This window comes from Pseudomonas serboccidentalis, assembly GCF_028830055.1.
In the GTDB taxonomy this organism is placed as follows: Bacteria; Pseudomonadota; Gammaproteobacteria; order Pseudomonadales; family Pseudomonadaceae; genus Aquipseudomonas; species Aquipseudomonas serboccidentalis.
The window spans coordinates 2,253,944-2,275,198 of sequence record NZ_CP101655.1 but is presented as its reverse complement, the minus strand read 5'-3'; the positions used below and the strand labels follow the sequence as shown (position 1 = coordinate 2,275,198).

The following is a 21,255-nucleotide window of genomic DNA, read 5'->3' as shown; positions in this document are numbered from 1 at the left end:
TTATCAAAAACATCCCAGGCAGCACGGTCGGCGCCGCTGCCCGGATCGGATTAAAGGGTTCAGCAGCATAGCGAGGCCAACGAACATTCAGCAACGGGCAATGTCGGCGGGCCGTTGAATGGTGCGCGGATATTTAGCGAAATGCCCTACAGCCAATGCCTACTTGCCCGACTTCTTTCCCGTTTGATCCCCCGCAAAGTCCGCGCACCTCTTTCACGTGCGCGAGTGCCTGCGAATGTTCCAAACCGATCGGCTTCTGGCCCTGAACAACAGCATCGGCCTGCTGGTGGTTGCCGCCCTGAACCCGAAACACCCGGACGTCGAAACGCTGATTCGCGAGTTCCGCCTGAGCCTGAACCACTACGAGGCCTGGGCCGAGCAGTTCTGGACCGGGACGGCGCTGGATGTCGAACAGGTGTTCAGGGTCGGCAACGACCTGCACCTCAGCGCTCCCGTCAAATCCCGCCAACCCATCCAGACCTCGGTGGTCATGTGCCCGGCGAGCGGCCCGTTAACCCTGGTGCACATGTTCGAGGCGGCGCGCTTCGTACCGATCGGTAATACCCCGGTGATGCTCGAACCGGTGATCGCCGACGTCGACGGGGTACTGAGTTTCGGTGCACCGCTGCGCCATACCATCGGCCCGAGCGGCATTCTGGAAGTCAGCGACTGCGACCGGGGCCAGCGTTATCGCATCACCTTCTTTCCCGATGTTTCCACCGCCCATATCCAAGCGCTGTACGCGTCCTACGAAGGGATTCTGGACGGGCTGGAGGGCTGGCTTCGCGACGAGTGGGCCGGGTTTCAGCCGCAGTGGACGGAGTTTTCCGGCACCGGTTTCGGTGATCGTTACCGCCAGTTGCAACAGGCTGACTGGCGAGGGTTCGAGAAGGCCCTGCACGACATCTGGGACGACGTTAAACAGCTGTTCGCCCTGCTCGCCGATCTGCAGGCCAACAGTGAAAAACTGCTGCAGTACCTGACCGAGGTCGAACTGGAAGCGCTGCTCAATGCCTCCAGTGAAGCCATCGCCAGTGGCTTGCTGATCCTCAGTGACGAGCCGTTGCTGTTTATCCATCTGGCAGCGTTTACCAGTTGGTTGAAGATGCTGCCGCCGCAGTATCTGGCGGAAGTGGTGGCCGAAGTCCGGGTCGAGCTGTTGATCAGTTTTCTGCTGATGCGGATTACCGGCGGCGTTGGCGTGCCTGTGAAATTGAGCAGCAAGGTGCTGAACAAGATCAAGTCGCCTCGGGCGCGGCAATGGCTGGCAGCGGCGGCACTGCGCCTGGCCGAACTGCCCTCCACTGCCGATCTGAACAAACATGCGGCCACGTTGAAGCCGTTGATGATCAATGCGCGCGACGTGCCGATGAGGCCGACGCCGGCGATCCCGCTGAACATTCGCCAGGCGGATTCGGTGGTGTTGACGGTACCGAACCCGGCGCCCATGGCGCGAGACAAGTCCCGGGGCACGACCCGGATGGAGCGGCACAAACCCCACGACGACTCACCCGATCAAGCAAAAAACCCCAACGGCGACAGCGCCGATTGCGTGCCGCTGACCTGCACCAACGGCTGCCCGGTGTCGATGGTCACCGGTGAAGAACTGCTGACCCTGACCGATGGTTCGCTCGACGGGGTGCTGCCGTTCGAGTTCACCCGCCTGTATCGCACCAGCGCCGTTGAGATCGATGTCGGGCTGGGGTTTGGCTGGAGCCATTCGCTGGCGCATCGGCTGGTCTTCGATGGCGATGCGGTGGTCTGGGTCGACCACGAGAACCGCCGCACACGGTTTCCCATGCCCAGTGTTCAGCGGCCGGCGATTCACAACAGTTTGTCGCGGGCGGCGATTTTTCTCGGGGATGAACCGGAGGAATTGATCCTGGCGCTGGCGGGGAACGCGGCGCGGTTTTATCACTTTCGCGCCGGGCGGCTGACGGCGATCAGTGATGCGTATGGCAATCGCCTGCAGGTTGCTCGTGATCATCAGGAGCGCATTGTTCGCTTGGACAATGGTGCGGGTCGGTCGCTGGGGTTGCGTTACGAGCGGGCGCATCTGATCGGCGTCGATTATCAGGTTTGGCGCGAAAGCGACTGGCACACCGAACAGACCCTCGTCAGCTACCGCTACGACGCCCGCCAGCGCCTGCTCGAAGCAACCAATGCGGTCGGTGACAGCGAGCATTACGACTACGACGATCAGCACGTCATCCTGCAGCGGCAACTGACGGGCGGGGCGAGTTTCTTCTGGGAGTGGGAGCGCGCCGGCAAAACCGCGCGTTGCGTACGGCACTGGGCGTCGTTCTCGCAGATGGACAGCCGTTACGTCTGGGCCGACGACGGCAGTGTGGCGGTGCACTACGTCGACGGCAGCGCAGAAACCTACGTCCACGACGATCGGGCGCGGCTGGTGCGCAAGGTCGAGGCCGATGGTGGTGAGCACCTCAAGGCCTATGGCGATGCCGGACGGTTGATCGCCGAGCAGGATCCGCTGGGGGCGGTCACCGAATACCGCTACGACGAAGTCGGACGGCTGATCGCGCTGCTTCCGCCGGAAGACGAGCCAACGTCCTACGAGTATCGCAACGGTTTCCTGCACAGCCGTTCCCGCGGCGAGGCGGTCTGGACGTTTCGGCGCAACGCCGAGGGGGATGTCACCGAGGCGGTCGATCCCGACGGGCTGGTCACCTATTACTACTACGACACCCGTGGGCAGTTGCTGTCGATCCGTTACCCGGACACCAGTCGGCATCAGTTGGTCTGGAACGACCTCGGCCAACTGACCGAAGAAACCCTGCCCGACGGTGGCGTGCGGCGTTTTTCCTACGACACGCTGGGACGACGGATTACCTCTTGCGACGAACACGGCGCGATGACCCGCCAGCAGTGGGACGCCGTTGGCCGACTGCTCCAGACGACGTTGCCCACCGGCGCCACCCGCGCCTACAGCTACGGCGCTTACGGCCAGGTCACTGCCGAGCGTGACGAACTCGGGCGCATCACCCGTTACGAGTATGACGACGACCTGCACCTGGTCTCGCGCAAGATCAATCCCGACGGCACCCGGGTGCAGTATCGCTACGACCATGCGCAACTGCTGCTGACAGAAATCGAGAACGAGTCCGGGGAAAAGTACCGACTGGACTACACGCCCACCGGACTGATCCGACAGGAAACCGGGTTCGACGGCCGGCGCACCGCCTACGCCTATGACCGCAACGGGCATCTGCTGGAAAAAACCGAATTCGGTGATGACGGCTCGACGCTGGTCACCGCTTACGCGCGCGATGCGGCCGGGCGCCTGCTGCTGAAAACCCTGCCCGACGGGGTTCAGGTGGCTTATCGCTATGACCGTCTGGGCCGATTGACCGGGGTTGATGACGGCCAGAAACATCCACTGGCGTTCGAATACGACCGGCAGGACCGGTTGATCACCGAACATCAGGGCTGGGGCACGTTGCGTTATGCGTATGACGCCTGCGGCCAGCTCAAACGCCAGCGTCTGCCGGACAACAGCAAGCTCGATTACCACTACGCCAAGGGCGGCGCGCTGACCGCCATCGACCTTAATGGCGCGCGGCTGACCAGCCACGTCTATCAGTCCGGTCGCGAACAACAACGGCAACAAGGCCTGCTGCGCAGCGATTATGCCTACGACGATCAGGGCCGTTTACTCGCTCACGCGGTAGGCCATCAGCACGAAGCGTTGTATCGCCGCGATTATGCCTACAGCGCCAACGGCAACCTCGAGCACATTGCCGACACCCGCCACGGCCAGCGCACCTACGCCTACGACGCCCTCGACCGGCTGATCCGTGTGCGCCACTCGCGCGACGAACTGCCGGAATCCTTCGCCCACGACCCGGCCGGCAACCTGCTGATGCAGGACCGGCCCGGCCCCACCCGGATCAAGGGCAACCGCCTGCTGATGCAGGGCGACCGTCATTACGACTACGACGCCTTCGGCAACCTGATCCGCGAGCGTCGTGGCCGCGATCACCTCTTGGTCACCGAATACCGCTACGACTGCCAACACCGCCTGATCGGCCTGACCCGCCCCGACGGCAACACCGCGTCCTACCAGTACGACGCCTTCGGCCGACGCATCCGCAAAACCATCGACGGCCAGAGCACCGAGTTCTTCTGGCAAGGCGACCACCTCGTCGCCGAAAGCAGCCAGAGCCACCACCGCAGCTACGTCTACGAACCCGGCACCTTTCGGCCGCTGGCCTTGCTCGACGGCAAAGGCCCGAAAAAAGCCTGCCCGTTCTACTACCAACTCGACCACCTCGGCACCCCGCAGGAACTCACCGACTACAGCGGTGAAATCGTCTGGTCGGCGCAGTACGACGCCTATGGCAAGGTCTCGGCGATCACCCTGGCGGGCGAGGACCTGGACCAGCCACTGCGCTTTCAGGGGCAATATTTCGATGCGGAGAGCGGGCTGCATTACAACCGGCACCGGTATTACGACCCGAGGTTGGGGCGGTATCTGACGCCGGATCCGGTGAAGCTGGCTGGAGGACTAAACCAATACCAGTACACGCCGAATCCGACGGGGTGGGTGGATCCGTTGGGGTTGGCATGCACCCCGTGTCCGGGAGCAATACAGGCTGATGGGCCATATAGTGAGATCGTTCCTGGGGGTGGATTGGCCACGCATGAAGCTCAAGGCGGCCACCTGATTGCCAAACATATTGGAAGAACTGACTCGCAGTTGGCCCAAAGACTAAAAGCAGAACCCAATATTCCAGCAGCGTCTACATTTTCAGATCGTGCCGCAGCTGAGGCTGCGGTATCGGAAGCATTAAGTTTGAACATGCAAAAAGTGAGAAGACTTTTAACAAGCAGTAGAAGCAAAACCACTATCACCCATCATTTCAATCAACCGGTGGGAGTAAGTATGCTAAATGGCTCTCCCCATTCACAAACGGCGTCGAAGATTCTTTTAGTACTAAAAAAAGACCCAACATTGCCTTTGGGATATTATTTATTAACCGGATTTCCAGAACTATGAATTACGAATTCCCAGAAATTCAAGATTTTTTCGGATCTTACTTCCATCAAGATTGGATGGTAGAGCATGATACTCCCGATCAAGTCATAGCTGATTTCTTGCAAGCTTCGGATACGGAGACATTGCTTTCGATTAATAAAGAATTACGCTTCTTGCTTAAGCAGAATAAGGAAGAGCTTGTTCTGAGGGAGTATTTATTGAAAGAGCTCAGTTGCTACTACTGCTACTGGAATGAGTGGGAGTCAGGCCGAGCTTGGTTAATGCACGTGCTAGCGGCTCTGAATGGAGGGTTAGAGGAAATAGATTAATGCGAATATTTAAACTCTACGAAAACCGGGAATTGAAATCGAGGTTTGCAAATGACAAATGAGGAACTTCCACAGCTATTTAAGTAGTACTCAGGCATATCACAGACATCGTGGTCCTTCTGCTCACATCCCATCTCGCACCTCCCAAAGGGCCTGAAAGAACCGCAGGCCCTGAAGACTCGAAAAGCATCACTACGAAGCAGGATCAAAAGAACAAACAATCACTGCTCATCCTCATCCTCTTCATAATCCTCATCCAAAGCCTCATCCGCATCATTTAACGGCACCGTCGCATCATCCATCAGCGACCCCGGATCCTCATTCCCCGGATCATTGATATACGGCAGACCACTCGGGCCTTTTTCTTCCTTGCCTTCAGTTTCGGGGGTCATGGCAAACCTCTGCGTCTGGTGGGTTGTATAACGTTCGAAAAGCTCCACGGCCAATCGTTCCAGCGTCAGACCGCCAGACACGAAAAACCCGGCGCCAGGCCGGGTTTCTTTTCGATGTTCAATCAATGATGGCGGTTTTTATGTTTGTACTTGTTGTGCTTGTGTCCACCGCCGGAATGCCCCTTCCCGCCGTCGTCACCCAGGTTGTTGCCCACCGCACCACCGGCCGCGCCGCCCAATCCTGCACCGATGGCTGAGCCGGTGGAGCCGCCCAGGCTGTTGCCGATCACTGAACCACCGGCTGCGCCGAGACCACCACCAATGGCGGCTTCCGTGCGATTGTGTTTATTCGCGCCGACCGCGCTACCCGCCGCGCCACCGACACCCGCGCCGACCGCCGCACCGGTGCTGCCGCCGAGCTGGCCACCGACCACATTACCGAGCACACCGCCCAGTCCGCCACCCACGGCGGCGCTGCCATCTCCGGCGGCCATCGCGCCTTGAGCGATCAATAATCCGAAAAACAGTGCAGACAATGACAAACGCATTTGAACCTCACAGTTCCCGAATCGGGACATTATGCCCATAGGGCCTATGTCAAATTGGAGACATTTTTCGGGAAAACGTTCAGCCATGAAAAAGCCCGGCATCGAGCCGGGCTTTTTCTGACAAGCGTTCGCTATCAGTGACGCTTGTGACCTTTGGACAGGTTGGCGCCAACAGCACCACCGGCTGCACCGCCGAGACCGGCGCCAATGGTCGCGCCGTTCTTGCCACCCAGGCTGTTGCCGATCACCGAACCACCGGCCGCGCCGACACCACCACCGATGGCCGCTTTAGTCCGGCTACCCTTACCGGCAGCCATCGCACTGCCCGCCGCGCCTGCGACACCGGCACCAATCGCTGCGCCGGTGCTGCCGCCCATTTTCTGGCCAACGACATTACCCAGCGCACCACCCAGACCACCGCCGAGTGCAGCAGTGCCTTCGCCGGCCACCGCACCTTGAGCAACCAGAAGCCCCAGAACCAGAGCAGGCAATGTTAGACGCATGACAAAAACCTCAAAAATAGGGAGATCAAAAGGGGCCGAGATTGAATGCTGCCGGCGCGCTAAAGTCCAGACAAAATCACCTGCCATCACGCACTTGGCGCCGATTGGACAGCGATTGCGCAAAAGGTTTTATCGCAGACAAAAAAAAGCCCGCTGGGGAGACGGGCTGGAGACTTGCTTTCTAACGGATGGCTTCACCCTACGTCCGTGGACGTGAAAAGTTTGTGAAAAAAACCAAAACATGCTCTACCGCTTGTAGGAGATTTCCCTTCATAAACTTCAGGTATAAAAAACCCCGTTTATAGACGGGGTTGTGAGGTCGCCGATTACTTTCTCGACCGAGTCGAGACCTTCGGAAGAAACTTGGCTTTCGGCCCCTTGGGCGCGGTGGACTTGATCTTGCCGGTCAGTACCGGATCCTCGCCAAAGCCCGCCTGGTACTCCGTCTGGCCGCAGCGGACGCAGTTGTTGAATGAAAATTCGGCTCCATCGTCTTCGATATACGGATCAGTCATACCTTCGCCCTTTTCCAATGGATCGATACCGGCAAAACCCTATTGCCTGAAAAAATACCGACCTCCAAGACTTTTGAGACTAGCCGGTCATTCCTGGACTTGTGGTTCAGATCCGCTGATGGCCGACGAATGGCCTACGCCAATTCAACACACCACTCACCTAAAACGCCCTGTGGCCCGCGCACTCAAACCACGGGGCTGAACTTAAGCAATAAAAGCAAAAAGCCCATTCATCGTCTGAATGGGCTCGTTTGAACCGGCAACTGCATCAACGCAACTTGACCGCCGTACCCGTCGCGAACACGACAACCATGCCGCCCTTGCCCGCCGGCATGCTGATCTCGAAATCCAGCCCGACCACCGCATCCGCCTGCAACGCCCGCGCCCGCTCCTTGATCTCGTCAGTCGCCTGAACCCGCGCCTCTTTCAATGCACGCTCCAGCGTCTGCGAGCGCCCACCGAAAAAGTCGCGCATGCCGGCAAACATGTCACGGATCACATTGACGCCCTGCACCGACTCCGCGCTGACAATGTCCAGGTACGCGGTGATCTGTCGGCCTTCGATGGCGTGAGTGGTGGAGATGATCATGGGAACAGTCCTTTTTTCTACTGATAAAACGACGATTGTAATGCGCTATGGCAAATCAGGCTGAGCACTTGCGTGCATGACTTCCTTAGCGGATTGAAATCCAGATGCCAGAAACCACAAAACCCCTGATCTCTTTCGAAATCAGGGGTTTTGTGTACTTAATTTGGCGGTGAAGGAGAGATTCGAACTCTCGATACAGTTTCCTGTATACACACTTTCCAGGCGTGCTCCTTAAGCCACTCGGACACTTCACCGTATCTCTTCAAACATGTTCTGTCTGTCGAGGCGCGCTAATGTAGTCGAAAGCTTTTCTGATGGCAAACTTTTTTTCAGAATTTTCATGCGCTTAAGACAAAAAGGCGTTTCACCCACCGGCGGCCGATGGCAAACCGGCCATTCTCTGGTAACGGCACCCCTTCTATATAGAAGCAGAACGGCGCGCTACGCCGGGCGAGCCGGGAAACGGTGACCGGCGAGTCAGTCACGGCGCTTTACCTGGCCTACGGTGGTGAGTAACGTCTGCCCATCTTTCTTACAAGGAATTGCGTCATGAGTGAGTTGATTGCCTACCACCTCGAAGACGGCATCGCGACCCTGACCTTGAACAACGGCAAGGTCAATGCCATTTCCCCTGACGTGATTGCGGCGTTCAACGCGGCGCTGGATCAGGCGGTGACTGATCGTGCCATCGTGATCATTACCGGTCAGCCGGGGATTCTGTCCGGTGGCTACGACCTGAAGGTGATGACCGCCGGCCCTAAAGAAGCCGTGGCGCTGGTGACTGCGGGGTCGACCCTGGCGCGTCGCCTGCTCTCTCACCCGTTCCCGGTGATCGTTGCGTGCCCTGGGCACGCGGTGGCCAAGGGCGCGTTCCTGTTGTTGTCTGCCGACTACCGCATTGGCGTCGACGGTCCGTTCAGCATCGGCCTGAACGAGGTGCAGATCGGCATGACCATGCACCACGCCGGCATTGAGCTGGCGCGTGATCGCTTGCGTCGTTCGGCGTTCCACCGTTCGGTGATCAACGGTGAGATGTTTGATCCGAAGAGCGCTGTGGATGCCGGTTTCCTCGACAAGGTGGTCGCTGCCGAAGAACTGCAAGGCGCTGCCCTGGCCGCCGCGCGTCAGTTGAAGAAGATCAACATGAACGCGCACAAGAACACCAAGCTCAAGGTGCGCAAGGCGCTGCTTGAGGCCCTCGACAACGCGATCATCCAGGACCAGGAGCACCTGGGCTAATCCCTCGTTGCCCGAGCCGAAGAAAAGCCCGACCGTCGTGTCGGGCTTTTTCTTGCGCGTTCAGTTGATGAATCGTCAACGGCTCTAGGACGCGTCTGACGCACACTCCGGAAACATGCGCTTAAACATCGCCTATCTCCGGACTCTATAGCAGCAATTGCCGAAAACAGTGCACATCCGTACACTGCGCCACCTTTTGTCCCGGTGGGGCCTGAAAATGCTGTTTGTGTTTCGTATGTTGTTGATGGGCCTGCACTTTATTCTGGCCGGTGTACTGGGAGTGATCCTCGGCCTGTGCCGTCCGTTCAACCCGGACAACAGCCGTCTGTGCGCCCGCCTCTACGCGCTTCCGGCCATGTGCATTCTGCGCCTGCGGGTAAAGGCCGATGTCGGCCCGTTGATGAACAAGCCCGACAGTTGCGTAATCATCGCCAACCATCAGTCCAACTACGACCTGTTTGTGTTCGGCAACGTGGTGCCCCGGCGTACCGTGTGCATCGGCAAGAAAAGCCTGAAATGGGTGCCGCTGTTCGGGCAATTGTTCTGGCTGGCCGGCAATGTGTTGATCGATCGTGGCAATGCGCAGAAGGCGCGCAAGTCGATGCTCACCACGACCCACACCTTGCAGCACGAAGACACCTCGATCTGGGTGTTCCCGGAAGGCACGCGCAACCTCGGTGAAGAGCTGCTGCCGTTTAAAAAGGGCGCGTTCCAGATGGCGATTGCCGCCGGCGTGCCGATCGTGCCGGTGTGCGTCAGCAGCTACATCAAACACATGCGCCTGAATCGCTGGCGCAGCGGGGAAATTCTCATACGCTCGCTGCCGGCCATTCCTACAGCCGGGCTGACCATGGATGACATGCCCATGCTCATGACCCAGTGCCGCGAACAGATGCGCGAATGCATCGCCGCGATGGATCAGCAGCTACAGGCTGCGTGAAAAACAAACCCGCCTCGTGCGGGTTTTCTTTTGCCGGGTGAACTGTGCAGATTTCACCTGACTCTCAAGCAGCGACGCAGCTAAGCTGAAGCCTTGTACTCCCTGCCATCTGCCAAGAAGAAGTGAATCACCACCATGGGTCGAGTTGTTGCTGCTGCGGTTTACAGCGCCGGTAAGAAAGTCACCAATATTACCCTCGATGAGGGCGCCGCCTGGGCCGCCAAAACCGGGCACTTTGTCTGGATCGGCCTCGAAGAGCCGGACGCTCAGGAACTGGCCAACCTGCAACGCCAGTTCAACCTGCACGAACTGGCCATCGAAGACGCCCTGGAAAAACACAGTCGGCCGAAGCTGGAAACCTTTGGCGACGCTTTGTTTATCGTCATCTACTCGCCGATTCGCGAGCACGGGATTTTGCAGTTCATCGAAACGCATATCTTCGCCGGCAAGGGCTACATCATCACCGCCCGCAATGGCCACTCGGCGTCCTACGCGCATGTCCGTCAACGCTGTGAGGCGCGTCCGCTGTTGTTGGAGCACGGGGAAGATTTCGTACTCTATGCGATCCTGGATTTCGTGATCGAAAACTACCAGCCGGTGGGCGAAGCGATTCATGCCGAGATCGATGAGCTGGAGCGCAACGTGCTGTGCAGTGCGTTGAACGAGCATGACATCCAGAAACTTCACGGCCTGCGCCGCGATGTCCTGCGCCTGCGCCGTTATGCGGCACCGATGGTGGAGATCGGTGAGGAGCTGCAGAAGCTGAGCTTCCCGTTCATCGACAAGAACATGCGTCCGTACTTCCGCGATGTGCAGATCCACGTCACGCGGCAAATGGAAGACTTGACCACCCTGGCGGACATTGCCAGCCAGACCATCGAGGTCGGCGTGTTGCTTGAGGCCTCAAGGCAAAGTGTGGTGCAGCGCAAGTTTGCCGCGTGGGCAGCGATTCTGGCGTTCCCGACGGCGGTGGCGGGAATTTACGGGATGAACTTCCAGAACATGCCGGAGCTGAGCTGGCACTACGGCTACTTCGGCGTGCTGGGGTTTATCACGGTGGGGTGTGTGAGTTTGTGGGCGAGTTTCAAGAAATCGGGATGGTTATAGAGAGGCAAAAGCAAAAGATCGTCCGAACGCGGCCCGAACCTTCGGCAGCTCCTACATTGGGATGGTGTACACCCTGTAGGAGGTGCAGGCTGCGATCTTTTGATCTGCTGTTAAGCCGCTTCTGGTTTGTGCGCCACAAAGCGCATCATCCATTCCGCCACGGTCGTGCCATGGTGCTCCTGCTCCAGACTGGCGACGCCTTTGGAGTAGATCTGAGAGCCCAGCGCTTCCTGGCGCAGATCCAACAGCGCCCGCGAATAGTCGTGAATGAATTCCGGGTGGCCCTGGAAGCACAGCACCTGATCGTTGATGTGATACGCGGCAAACGGGCAGAAATCGCTGGAGGCGATGACTGTAGCGTTTTCCGGCAGCGCGGTGACCTGATCCTGGTGGCTGATCAGCAGCGTCAGTTCTTCACGCACCGGGCTCATCCACGGCGCCTTGGCCGCCAGTTTGTAGTTGTGGGTGCCGACACCCCAGCCCTGGCTGGCACGCTCGCTCTTGCCGCCCAGCAGCAGCGCCAGCAGTTGGTGGCCGAAGCACACGCCGAGCAGCTTGTCGCCGCGCTCATAGCGCGTCAGCAGGTATTGTTTGAGGGTCTGGATCCACGGGTCGGTGCCGAACGAATCGGCCTTGCTGCCGGTGATCAGGTACGCGTCGAAGGTCAGATCATCGCTCGGATATTCGCCCTGCATCACGTTGTACACGGTGAACTCGGCGGCAATCGGTTGCTGCGAGAACAGGCGCTGGAACATCTGCCCGTAACCCTGATATTGATCGACCAGTTCCGGACGCAGGATGTCGGTTTCCAGAATGCAGATGCGTAGCGACATAAAAAATACCTGACACGTGATGGGAATAATGAACACCCCAGAGCCTGCCTTGAAACACCCAGGCAAGGCAAGCCCCGCAGCGTTCATCCGATCACTTAAAACAACTCGCCTTTCGCCGCTTTCTCCAGCAGCAGTGCCGGTGGCGCAAAGCGCTCGCCATACTGCTCGGCCAGGTATTGCGCGCGCGCAACGAAGTCCTGCACGCCGTACTGATTGATGAACTGCAGCGCACCGCCGGTCCACGGCGCAAAACCGATGCCGAAGATCGAGCCGACGTTGGCATCCGCCGTCGAGGTCAGCACGCCCTCCTCCACGCAGCGCACGGTTTCCAGGGCCTGCACAAACAGCAGACGATCACGCACATCCTTCGGCGAAATCTGCCCGTCCGCCTTCTCGAAGCGCGTCTTCAACTCCGGCCACAGATGTTTCTGAGCTCTGGCCGGGTAATCGTAGAAACCACCACCGGCGGCTTTGCCCGGACGTTTGTATTCGTTGAGCAGCAAGTCAATCACGGCGAACGCCGGATGCTCTATCAGCGGTTTCCCTTCTGCTTGCAGGTCTTTGGCCGTTTGCTGGCGGATATGGCTCATCAGGCTGAGGGAAACTTCGTCGGAGATCGCCAGCGGCCCGACCGGCATCCCGGCCTTGCGCGCTTCGGTCTCGATCATCGGCGCGCTCACACCCTCGCCGAGCATGGCGATGCCTTCGTTGGTAAAGGTGCCAAACACCCGCGAGGTAAAGAAGCCACGACTGTCGTTGACCACGATCGGGGTTTTCTTGATTTGCAGAACGAAGTCGAAACCCCGCGCCAGGGTTTCATCGCTGGTCTGCGCACCTTTGATGATTTCCACCAGCGGCATTTTTTCCACCGGACTGAAGAAATGCAGGCCGATGAACTTGCGCTGGTCCGGCACTGCCGTCGCCAGCCCGGTGATCGGCAAGGTCGAGGTGTTGGAGGCAATCACCGCATCGCTACCGACCACTTTTTGCGCCGCCGCCGAGACCTTAGCTTTCAGCTCGCGATCCTCGAACACGGCTTCGATAATCAAGTCGCAGCCGGCCAGATCGGCATCGTTCTCGCTGGGCTGGATCCGCGCCAGCACCGCGTCGCGTTTTTCGGCGGTCATCTGGCCCCGGGCGACTTTCTTGTCGAGCAACGCAGCCGAATGCGCCTTGCCCTTCTCGGCCGCCGCCAGGTTGATGTCCTTGAGCACCACGTCAATACCGGCCGAGGCGCTGACGAAGGCAATTCCGGCACCCATCATCCCTGCGCCCAGCACGCCGACCTTGCGCGTGACATATGGCTCAAAACCCTGCGGGCGCGAACCACCGGCATTGATCTCGTTGAGCTGAAACCAGAAGGTGCCGATCAGGTTTTTCGAGATCTGCCCGGTGGTCAGTTCGGTGAAATAACGGGTTTCGATCAGGTGCGCGGTGTCGAAGTCCACCTGCGCGCCTTCCACCGCCGCGCACAGAATCTTCTCTGGCGCCGGCAGCGTGCCCTGGGTTTTCGCCCGCAGGATCGACGGCGCAATCGCCAACATCTGCGCGACCTTCGGATTCGACGGTGTGCCGCCGGGGATCTGATAGCCCTTCACGTCCCAACGCTGCACAGCCGTCGGGTTGGCGACAATCCATGCGCGAGCCTTGCTCAGCAGCTCGTCACGATCCGCCGCCAGTTCATCGATCAAACCGGCCTGTAACGCCTGTTGCGGGCGTACCTTCTTGCCTTCGAGCAGATAAGGCAGGGCTTTTTCGATGCCGAGCATGCGCACCATGCGCACCACCCCGCCGCCACCTGGCAGCAGGCCGAGGGTCACTTCCGGCAGACCGAGCTGCACCGAGTCATCGTCCAGCGCCACCCGGTGATGGCAGGCCAGACAGATTTCCCAGCCACCGCCGAGCGCCGCACCGTTAATGGCGGCGACCACGGGTTTGCCGAGGGTTTCCAGGGTGCGCAACTGAGCTTTGAGGCTCAGCACCCGGTCGTAAAAGGCTTTGGCCTCGGGCTTGCCGACCTTGATCAGCTCGTTGAGGTCGCCGCCGGCAAAGAAGGTCTTCTTGGCCGAGGTGATGATGACTCCGGTGATGCTGTCTTTGTCCGCCAGCAGACGCGCAACGCAGGCGCCCATGGCCTGGCGGTACACAGCGTTCATGGTGTTGGCGCTCTGGCCCGGCAGGTCGATGGTCAGCACGACGATGCCGTCCTGGCCTTTTTCGTAACGAATGGCTTCGCTCATAACAAGGTTCCTTGAATTCGGGGCTCAGAGGCGTTCGATGATGGTGGCAATGCCCATGCCGCCGCCGACGCACAGCGTCGCCAGGCCGTAACGCAGGCGTCGGGTTTCCAGTTCATCGAGCAGGGTGCCGAGGATCGCGCAACCGGTGGCGCCCAACGGGTGGCCCATGGCGATGGAGCCGCCGTTGACGTTGACCTTGTCCGGGTCCACTGCCATGTCTTTGATGAACTTGAGCACCACCGAAGCAAACGCCTCGTTAACCTCGAACAGGTCGATGTCTTCCACGCGCAAACCGGCCTTGGCCAACGCCTTGCGCGTAGCCGGTGCCGGACCGGTGAGCATGATGGTCGGGTCAGTGCTGGTCACCGCCGTGGCGACGATTCGCGCCCGTGGTTGCAGGCCGAGTGCACGGCCCTTGGCTTCGGAGCCGATCAACATCAGCGCCGCACCGTCGACGATCCCGGAGCTGTTGCCCGGCGTATGCACATGGTTGATCCGCTCGACGTGGCTGTAGACCCGCAACGCCGTGGCATCAAAACCCATCTGGCCGATCATTTCGAAACTCGGCTTGAGTTTGCCGAGGCCTTCCATCGTCGATTCGGCCCGAATGAATTCGTCGTGGTCGAGCAGGATGATGCCGTTCTGATCCTGCACCGGCACCAGCGACTTGTTGAACGAACCGTCGGCCCGTGCCCGCGCCGCTTTGTGCTGCGAGTGCAGCGCGTAGGCATCAACATCCTCACGGCTGAAGCCTTCAAGGGTGGCGATCAGGTCCGCGCCAACGCCCTGCGGGGTGAAGTGGCTGTGCAGGTTGGTTTGCGGGTCCAGCGCCCAGGCACCACCGTCGCTGCCCATCGGCACCCGCGACATCGACTCGACGCCGCCGACCACCACCAGGTCTTCGAAGCCGGAACGGACTTTCATCGCTCCGAGGTTCACCGCTTCCAGACCCGAAGCGCAGAAGCGGTTGATTTGTACGCCCGCCACGCTGACGTCCCAATCCGCCACTTGCACCGCAGTCTTGGCGATGTCCGAGCCCTGATCGCCAATCGGCGTGACGCATCCGAGCACCACGTCATCGACCTGGCTGGTGTCCAGCGCGGTGCGGCTTTGCAGCGCGGTCAACAACCCCGCCACCAGATTCACCGGTTTCACGCTGTGCAGCGCGCCATCGGCCTTGCCTTTGCCGCGGGGCGTGCGTAACGCATCGAAAATCAAAGCTTGGGTCATGACGTCCTCGAACCTGTGCGGTGAGTGAAATTCGTGGTGTCACTGTTGTCCCGCGTGGTCGAGGATTCAATGACCACAGCGCTCAATGACGTTGACGCGCACGCTCAGACGGACGGTCATCCACCACTGGGTGAACCGGTTCAGGTCGGCGAGTTGTCTAGCAAGCGGGCGGCAAAGAAGCTGGCAATACGCCTCATGCCTTTTTTATCGCTATCGGCAGCAAATACATACGAAATGGATCTAAGCCGCGCGTGACGCGGGCTCTAAGGTAGTACATGTACGTCAGAGTCGTCGGGTTTTGCCGGGGCCGACGTTCTTCAACAGGAAGTGCAGCGTTTGCCGTCATGGATATGCAGGCAGACATCAGGAAATAACAATAAAGGCGGTCAAGCCATGTTCAAACAACCGAAAGTTCGTCAAGCAGGGCTCATTCTTTTCGCCACGACGCTGTTGTTGATTTTGCCGAACCTGACCAAGGTGCTCGGCTGACTCAAGCGGCAGGCGCTCGTCATCGCCACAAAAAATGTGACTGGCCCCGCTACCCGGGCCAGCGTGGCTGTGCCAACCTTTGCGCACTTCCACGACATGGACGGCGATCATTTGAAAACGCTCATTGTGTTCTGGGCCTTGCTGCTGAGCATGCCCTTGTCTGCCGCCCAGCTGAATCTGCAGCTGGGCGCCAACAGTCGCACCTGGCAGACCGAGGAATTGCTCAAGCATCCGCAGGTGCAAACCCTCACCATCAAGAACGATGTGTCCTACAAGAAGGACATGACTTATCGCGCCATTCCCGTGGCGGCGCTGCTCACCGGCATCAAGCCGGACGACCACTTGCAAGCGGTGGCGCTGGACGGGTTTGCCGCAGAATTGAGCGCTGCACCGCTGCTCAACAGTAAGGGCGCGCGGGCCTGGCTGGCGATCGAAGACCCGGCGCAGCCATGGCCGCCGCTGTCGGAAGGCAAGCACAGTGCAGGGCCGTTCTATCTGGTGTGGACCGATCCGCAGGCCGGCAATATCAGCCCGGAGCAGTGGCCGTTCGAAGTGGCCAGCATCCAGCGCATCGCGCCAGTGGCGGCGCGTTTCCCTGCCCTGTTGCCGGATCCTGCGCTGAAAGCCGATGACCCGGTGAATCAGGGTTTTGCGCTGTTTCAAAAAAACTGCCTGGCCTGTCACCGCTTGAACGGTGCGGGGGATGCGCAGTTCGGGCCGGATCTGAATATTCCGTATAACCCGACCGAGTATTTCGGTGCGGACTTCCTCAAACGCTATATTCGCGATCCGCAGAGTCTTCGCCAATGGCCACAGGCGAAGATGCCGGGATTTTCCCCGGAGGTGTTGCCGGATGGGGATTTGCAGAAGTTGATTGGCTATTTGCAGCACATGGCCGGGCGCAAGGTTAAGCCCTGAGCTTGTTCAAAAACTCTTTGCAACACCACTTCCTGTAGGAGCTGCGGAACGCTGCGATCTTTTGACCTTGATTGTAAAAAACAGAATCAAAAGATCGCAGCGTGCCGCAGCTCCTACAGGGGGATGGTGTTTACTGCTGTTGCACGGAGATGACCGGCGTTGGCGAGACAAACACCTTCGCATGCATCTGCTCGCTCCCCCCGCCCCGGCGCATGCCGCGTACCGGGCAGGCATCCAGGTAATCCAGGCCCACCGCCAGTTTCAGATGGCGTTCGGGCCGGGCCAGTTCGTTGGTCACGTCGAAGCTGTACCAGGCGTCATCCAGCCACGCTTCGGCCCAGGCATGGCTGGCCAGGTGCTCGCAATCCTCGCTGTACAGATAACCCGAGACATAGCGTGAAGGGATCCCCAGACTGCGCGCGCACGCCAGAAAGGCATGGGTGTGGTCCTGGCAAACCCCGGCGCGCCCGGCGAAGGCTTCGGCCGCACTGGTGTCGACTTCGGTGGAACCCGGGGTGTAGGTCATGTGCTGGTTCAAGCCGTGCATCAAGTCGATCAGCGCGGTGCGATCACGTCGCTGCTTGCAGGATTTGTCGGCAAACGCCCGCAACGCTTCGTCGGCCTCGGTCAGGCGAGTAAAACGCAGGAACGGCAGCGCCGACTGACTTTCATGCTCGGCCTCGCGCAATTCGTCGATATCGACCTGGCCCCGGGCGCCAATGATGATCGCTTCGTGCGGCTCGTCCATGGTCAGCACATGCAGGATGTTGCCGAACGGATCGAGCTGGGCGCGCACCGGGCGCGGCAAGTCGAGCTGCCAGCTCAACACGTGCTGACGCTCGCTGTCGTGCGGGGTCAGTCGCAGATACTGGATGCTCGCCCGCACCTGATCTTCATAGTGATAGGTGGTCTCGTGGCTAATGGAAAGTCTCATGCAGCCTCCAGGTATGAACTGTGAATGGCATTGCCCAACTGGCGCACCAGCGGGATGAATTCGGTGAGCCAGGCGTGCAGGCCTTCGGCGAGGATTTCGTTGATGCCGGTGTAGCGCAGGCGCGCGTCCATTTCGGCGGCCAGGCGCTGTGCCGGACGACCGTTGGCCCCTGGCAGTTGCGCGAGGATCTGGTCGATTTCTTCGGTGCAGGCGCGCAGCGAGCGCGGCACATCGGCGCGCAACAGCAGCAGTTCGGCGACATGCCGGGCACCGGGGGCGTCGCGGTAGATCTCGGTGTAGGCCTCGAACGACGACAGGGCCCGCAGCAACGCACTCCACTGGTAATAGGCGTGGGCGGTGCCGTCACTGACGGCTTCGGCCTGATCGCCGGCCATTTCGTAGCGCGCATCGAGCAGTCGTAGCGTGTTGTCCGCGCGCTCGATGAAGGTGCCGAGGCGAATGAAGCGGAACGCATCGTTACGCATGATCGTGCCGTAGGACGCGCCCCGGAACAGGTGCGAACGCTCCTTGATCCACTCGCAGAAACGGCTCATGCCGTAACGACTGAGGCCCTGCTCGGCGATCCCGCGAATCTCCAGCCAGGTGGCGTTGATGTTTTCCCACATGTCCGCGGTGATCCGCCCGCGCACCGCATGCGCACTCGCCCGCGCCGCGCCGAGGCAGCTGTAGATGCTCGCCGGGTTGGCCGCATCGAGGGCGAAAAAGTGCAGCAGGCGTTCGGCGTGCAGCTCGCCGTGACGCTCCAGGTAATCGTCGAGGGTGCCGGTGATCAACAGCGGCATGGCCAGTTCGTGCAGACCGTCGCCGCGACCGTCCTGCGGCATCAGCGACAGCGAATAGCTGACATCGAGCATCCGCGCGAGGTTTTCCGCTCGCTCCAGGTAACGCGACATCCAGTACAGATCCGAGGCAGTTCTACTTAACATGGCAAGCTTCCTTCAATCCTCGACCACCCAGGTGTCCTTGGTTCCGCCACCCTGGGAGGAATTCACCACCAGGGAGCCTTCACGCAGGGCGACACGGGTCAAACCGCCGGGCACAACCCGGGTTTCACGCCCGGACAAGACGAACGGGCGCAGGTCGATATGGCGCGGCGCAATGCCGTTTTCGACAAAGGTCGGACAGGTCGACAACGACAGCGTCGGCTGTGCGATGTACGCGTGGGGCTTGGCTTTGATTCGCTCGCGGAACGCATCGATTTCCGCCGTTGTCGCCGCCGGCCCCACGAGCATTCCGTAACCGCCGGAGCCCTGGGTTTCCTTGACCACCAGATCCGGCAGATTGGCCAGCACGTGGGAAAGCTCCGAGGGGTTGCGACACTGCCAGGTCGGCACGTTTTTCAGGATCGGTTCTTCGTCGAGGTAGAAACGGATCATCTCGGTGACAAACGGGTACACCGATTTGTCGTCCGCCACGCCGGTGCCGATGGCATTGGCCAGCACCACGTTGCCGGAGCGATAGGACGACAACAGCCCCGGCACGCCAAGCATCGAGTCCGGGCGGAACGCCAGCGGGTCGAGGAACGCGTCGTCGAGACGCCGATAGATCACGTCCACCGCTTTCGGCCCGTCGGTGGTGCGCATGAAAACCTTGTCATCACGCACGAACAGGTCCGCGCCCTCCACCAGTTCGACGCCCATTTCCCGCGCCAGAAAGGCGTGTTCGAAGAACGCACTGTTGAAGCGTCCGGGCGTCAGCACCACCACGCTCGGATTATCGATTGGGCTGGAGCTCTTCAGGGTATCGAGCAACAGGTTGGGGTAGTGGTCAATGGGCGCGATGCGCTGGGCGGCGAACAGCTCGGGGAACAGACGCATCATCATTTTGCGGTCTTCGAGCATGTAGCTGACGCCGCTGGGAGTGCGCAGGTTGTCTTCGAGCACGTAGTAAGTGCCGTCGCCATCGCGCACCAGATCAACGCCGGAGATGTGCGAATAGATGTCCCGGTGCAGGTCCAGACCCTGCATCGCCAACTGGTACTGCTCGTTGGCCAGCACCTGTTCGGCGGGGATGATCCCGGCCTTGATGATGCGCTGCTCGTGATAGAGGTCGGCGAGGAACATGTTCAACGCCTTGACCCGCTGGATACAGCCGCGCTCGACGATCCGCCACTCGCTGGCGGGAATGCTGCGCGGAATGGTGTCGAAAGGAATCAGGCGCTCGGTGCCCTGCTCGTCCCCATAGAGCGTGAAGGTGATCCCGGCCCGGTGGAACAGCAGATCGGCCTCGCGTCGCCGTTGTGCCAGCAACTCGTCAGGCGTATCGGCCAGCCAGCGGGCGAACTCCCGGTAATGCGGGCGGACCTGGCCGCCGGCATCGTACATTTCATCAAAATAGGTGCGGATCATGCCGTACTCCTTGTCACCCGGACCTACAGGCCTTCGCAAGGCCCGTGCCATCGGCATAAACGCTTTGATTTCAATCGGTTGGATATTCACGTCAGCAACACCGCACCATTCCTGTGCGGCAAATGCCCCGACCTGATCGCCCCCGCCTCATTGCGACGCAGTGCGGTCGCCTATCACCAGCATAGTCAGAGTTGATTTCACTGCTCGGCGTCAGCTACGGATAATCCGTGCATTCGCTGAACGAACCTCTACGCAGAAGTCTTCAGCCCCACTGATCCGCACTACCAACGCAGCCCGCAAAGCCTTAACCCTGACCGGTTCCTCTCCTTATCGGTCTTCCCTTTAGCCACCCTCTCCGGTGGCTTTTTTTTGCCTGTTTGAAACGTTTTGAAAGCAAAAGCCAAAGATCGCAGCCTTCGGCAGCTCCTACAGATGATGGGTTGTAGGAGCTGCCGAAGGCTGCGATCTTTTGATTTTCAAAAACAACAACGGCCGACCCAAAGGCCAGCCGTTGCTTACGTTCATGCAAGAGATCAGTTCAGACGGTAGCGACTGCGCACCTCCTGCTTCACGCCCCAGCCTTCGATGATGCCGCCCAGCGGCTCGACCACGGCAGAGAAACCCTGCTCGAAATCGCCAATGTCGTCATAGGTTGCGTACATCACTTTGCTCAATTCCAGCGACCAGGCACCATCGTCGCGCGCACTGACCTGGGCATTGATGGACTCACCGCGAAATTTGCCTGCCGCCCTGCGCGCCCGCTCCTCGTCCGGGAAAATGGCGTAGAACTCGATGGGATGGAATCGGGAAAAGTCGAAACCGCCTTCTTTCATGCGGCGCAGCACATTGCTGTTGATGTCTTCTTGATAGGCTGTGCTCATGAATCGTCCCCCTCGGATAGATGGATAGACTTTCCGTATTCCCGCCCCGGGCCTTACAGGCCAAAGTACATCGGCAACCGGGTTGCCGGCGGGAAACAAGCATGTAGCTGACAAGACCAGACCTTAGCGATTGGTTCGCTGATCTCACTTGCAGAGTAGCCCCAAGATAGAGGCGCTGCCAAGGCCTGGCACAGCAGGTGACA

The 21,255-nt window shown here is 59.8% G+C and carries 19 protein-coding genes and 1 tRNA gene; 6 read left to right on the top strand and 14 right to left on the bottom strand.

Annotation, left to right across the window (positions count from 1 at the left end; translation table 11 throughout):
- Positions 1-235 precede the first annotated feature (235 nt).
- Positions 236-5,017, top strand: a complete 4,782-nt coding sequence (locus NN484_RS27295) for an RHS repeat-associated core domain-containing protein (RefSeq protein ID WP_425518802.1) — start codon at positions 236-238, stop codon at positions 5,015-5,017.
- On the top strand, positions 5,014-5,325 hold the full coding sequence (locus NN484_RS10535) for a contact-dependent growth inhibition system immunity protein (RefSeq protein WP_215502896.1): 312 nt from the start codon (positions 5,014-5,016) through the stop codon (positions 5,323-5,325). Before NN484_RS27295 ends, NN484_RS10535 begins: the two co-directional genes overlap by 4 nt.
- A 221-nt stretch (positions 5,326-5,546) precedes the next feature.
- Here the strand turns inward: NN484_RS10535 and NN484_RS10530 are convergent, their stop codons facing one another.
- The 6 genes from NN484_RS10530 to NN484_RS10505 all read right to left on the bottom strand — a co-directional run bounded on the left by NN484_RS10530 (position 5,547) and on the right by NN484_RS10505 (position 8,126).
- Positions 5,547-5,717 carry a hypothetical protein gene (locus tag NN484_RS10530; protein ID WP_215502897.1) on the bottom strand — a complete coding sequence of 57 codons (171 nt, stop codon included), beginning with the start codon at positions 5,715-5,717 and terminating at the stop codon, positions 5,547-5,549.
- A 122-nt stretch (positions 5,718-5,839) separates the two neighbouring features.
- Complete coding sequence (locus tag NN484_RS10525) at positions 5,840-6,265, bottom strand: YMGG-like glycine zipper-containing protein (protein ID WP_127652675.1); 426 nt, start codon at positions 6,263-6,265, stop codon at positions 5,840-5,842.
- A 134-nt stretch (positions 6,266-6,399) separates the two neighbouring features.
- Positions 6,400-6,768 carry a bacteriocin gene (locus NN484_RS10520; RefSeq protein ID WP_127652674.1) on the bottom strand — a complete coding sequence of 123 codons (369 nt, stop codon included), beginning with the start codon at positions 6,766-6,768 and terminating at the stop codon, positions 6,400-6,402.
- A 326-nt stretch (positions 6,769-7,094) separates the two neighbouring features.
- Complete coding sequence (locus NN484_RS10515) at positions 7,095-7,283, bottom strand: hypothetical protein (RefSeq protein ID WP_127652673.1); 189 nt, start codon at positions 7,281-7,283, stop codon at positions 7,095-7,097.
- Positions 7,284-7,551: 268 nt separating this feature from the next.
- Positions 7,552-7,872 (bottom strand): YbjQ family protein, encoded by a 321-nt coding sequence (locus NN484_RS10510; RefSeq protein ID WP_027613311.1) that lies wholly within the window; start codon positions 7,870-7,872, stop codon positions 7,552-7,554.
- A 164-nt stretch (positions 7,873-8,036) separates the two neighbouring features.
- Positions 8,037-8,126, bottom strand: a tRNA-Ser gene (locus NN484_RS10505).
- 295 nt (positions 8,127-8,421) lie between these two features.
- Here NN484_RS10505 and NN484_RS10500 point away from each other — a divergent pair.
- The 3 genes from NN484_RS10500 (at position 8,422) to NN484_RS10490 (ending at position 11,158) form a co-directional block, all read left to right on the top strand.
- Positions 8,422-9,111: a crotonase/enoyl-CoA hydratase family protein gene (locus NN484_RS10500; protein WP_007960722.1), complete on the top strand. Its 690-nt coding sequence runs from the start codon at positions 8,422-8,424 to the stop codon at positions 9,109-9,111.
- A gap of 217 nt (positions 9,112-9,328) precedes the next feature.
- Positions 9,329-10,051: a 1-acylglycerol-3-phosphate O-acyltransferase gene (locus NN484_RS10495; RefSeq protein WP_215502899.1), complete on the top strand. Its 723-nt coding sequence runs from the start codon at positions 9,329-9,331 to the stop codon at positions 10,049-10,051.
- Positions 10,052-10,186: 135 nt separating this feature from the next.
- Positions 10,187-11,158 carry a magnesium and cobalt transport protein CorA gene (locus NN484_RS10490; RefSeq protein ID WP_127651683.1) on the top strand — a complete coding sequence of 324 codons (972 nt, stop codon included), beginning with the start codon at positions 10,187-10,189 and terminating at the stop codon, positions 11,156-11,158.
- Between the two features lie 110 nt (positions 11,159-11,268).
- Here NN484_RS10490 and NN484_RS10485 read toward each other — a convergent pair whose 3' ends face one another.
- From NN484_RS10485 to NN484_RS10470, 4 genes are all read right to left on the bottom strand, one after another.
- On the bottom strand, positions 11,269-11,991 hold the full coding sequence (locus tag NN484_RS10485) for an amidotransferase (protein ID WP_095139972.1): 723 nt from the start codon (positions 11,989-11,991) through the stop codon (positions 11,269-11,271).
- A gap of 95 nt (positions 11,992-12,086) precedes the next feature.
- On the bottom strand, positions 12,087-14,231 hold the full coding sequence (locus NN484_RS10480; RefSeq protein ID WP_274659056.1) for a 3-hydroxyacyl-CoA dehydrogenase NAD-binding domain-containing protein: 2,145 nt from the start codon (positions 14,229-14,231) through the stop codon (positions 12,087-12,089).
- Between the two features lie 24 nt (positions 14,232-14,255).
- On the bottom strand, positions 14,256-15,461 hold the full coding sequence (locus tag NN484_RS10475) for an acetyl-CoA C-acetyltransferase (RefSeq protein WP_127651685.1): 1,206 nt from the start codon (positions 15,459-15,461) through the stop codon (positions 14,256-14,258).
- Positions 15,462-15,824: 363 nt separating this feature from the next.
- A complete protein-coding gene (locus tag NN484_RS10470) occupies positions 15,825-16,061 on the bottom strand; it encodes a hypothetical protein (protein WP_164747897.1) in 237 nt (78 codons plus the stop codon).
- Here NN484_RS10470 and NN484_RS10465 point away from each other — a divergent pair.
- On the top strand, positions 16,047-16,868 hold the full coding sequence (locus NN484_RS10465) for a c-type cytochrome (RefSeq protein ID WP_274659288.1): 822 nt from the start codon (positions 16,047-16,049) through the stop codon (positions 16,866-16,868). The genes NN484_RS10470 and NN484_RS10465 overlap by 15 nt on opposite strands.
- 130 nt (positions 16,869-16,998) lie before the next feature.
- Here NN484_RS10465 and NN484_RS10460 read toward each other — a convergent pair whose 3' ends face one another.
- From NN484_RS10460 to NN484_RS10445, 4 genes are all read right to left on the bottom strand, one after another.
- Positions 16,999-17,802, bottom strand: a complete 804-nt coding sequence (locus NN484_RS10460; protein WP_025113341.1) for a transglutaminase family protein — start codon at positions 17,800-17,802, stop codon at positions 16,999-17,001.
- The gene (locus NN484_RS10455) at positions 17,799-18,749 is read right to left on the bottom strand and encodes an alpha-E domain-containing protein (protein WP_007960702.1); all 951 of its coding nucleotides are present in this window, start codon (positions 18,747-18,749) and stop codon (positions 17,799-17,801) included. Before NN484_RS10455 ends, NN484_RS10460 begins: the two co-directional genes overlap by 4 nt.
- A 12-nt stretch (positions 18,750-18,761) precedes the next feature.
- Complete coding sequence (locus NN484_RS10450) at positions 18,762-20,171, bottom strand: circularly permuted type 2 ATP-grasp protein (RefSeq protein WP_127651686.1); 1,410 nt, start codon at positions 20,169-20,171, stop codon at positions 18,762-18,764.
- 533 nt (positions 20,172-20,704) lie between these two features.
- Positions 20,705-21,052: a ribonuclease E inhibitor RraB gene (locus NN484_RS10445; RefSeq protein WP_274659054.1), complete on the bottom strand. Its 348-nt coding sequence runs from the start codon at positions 21,050-21,052 to the stop codon at positions 20,705-20,707.
- Positions 21,053-21,255 lie beyond the last annotated feature (203 nt).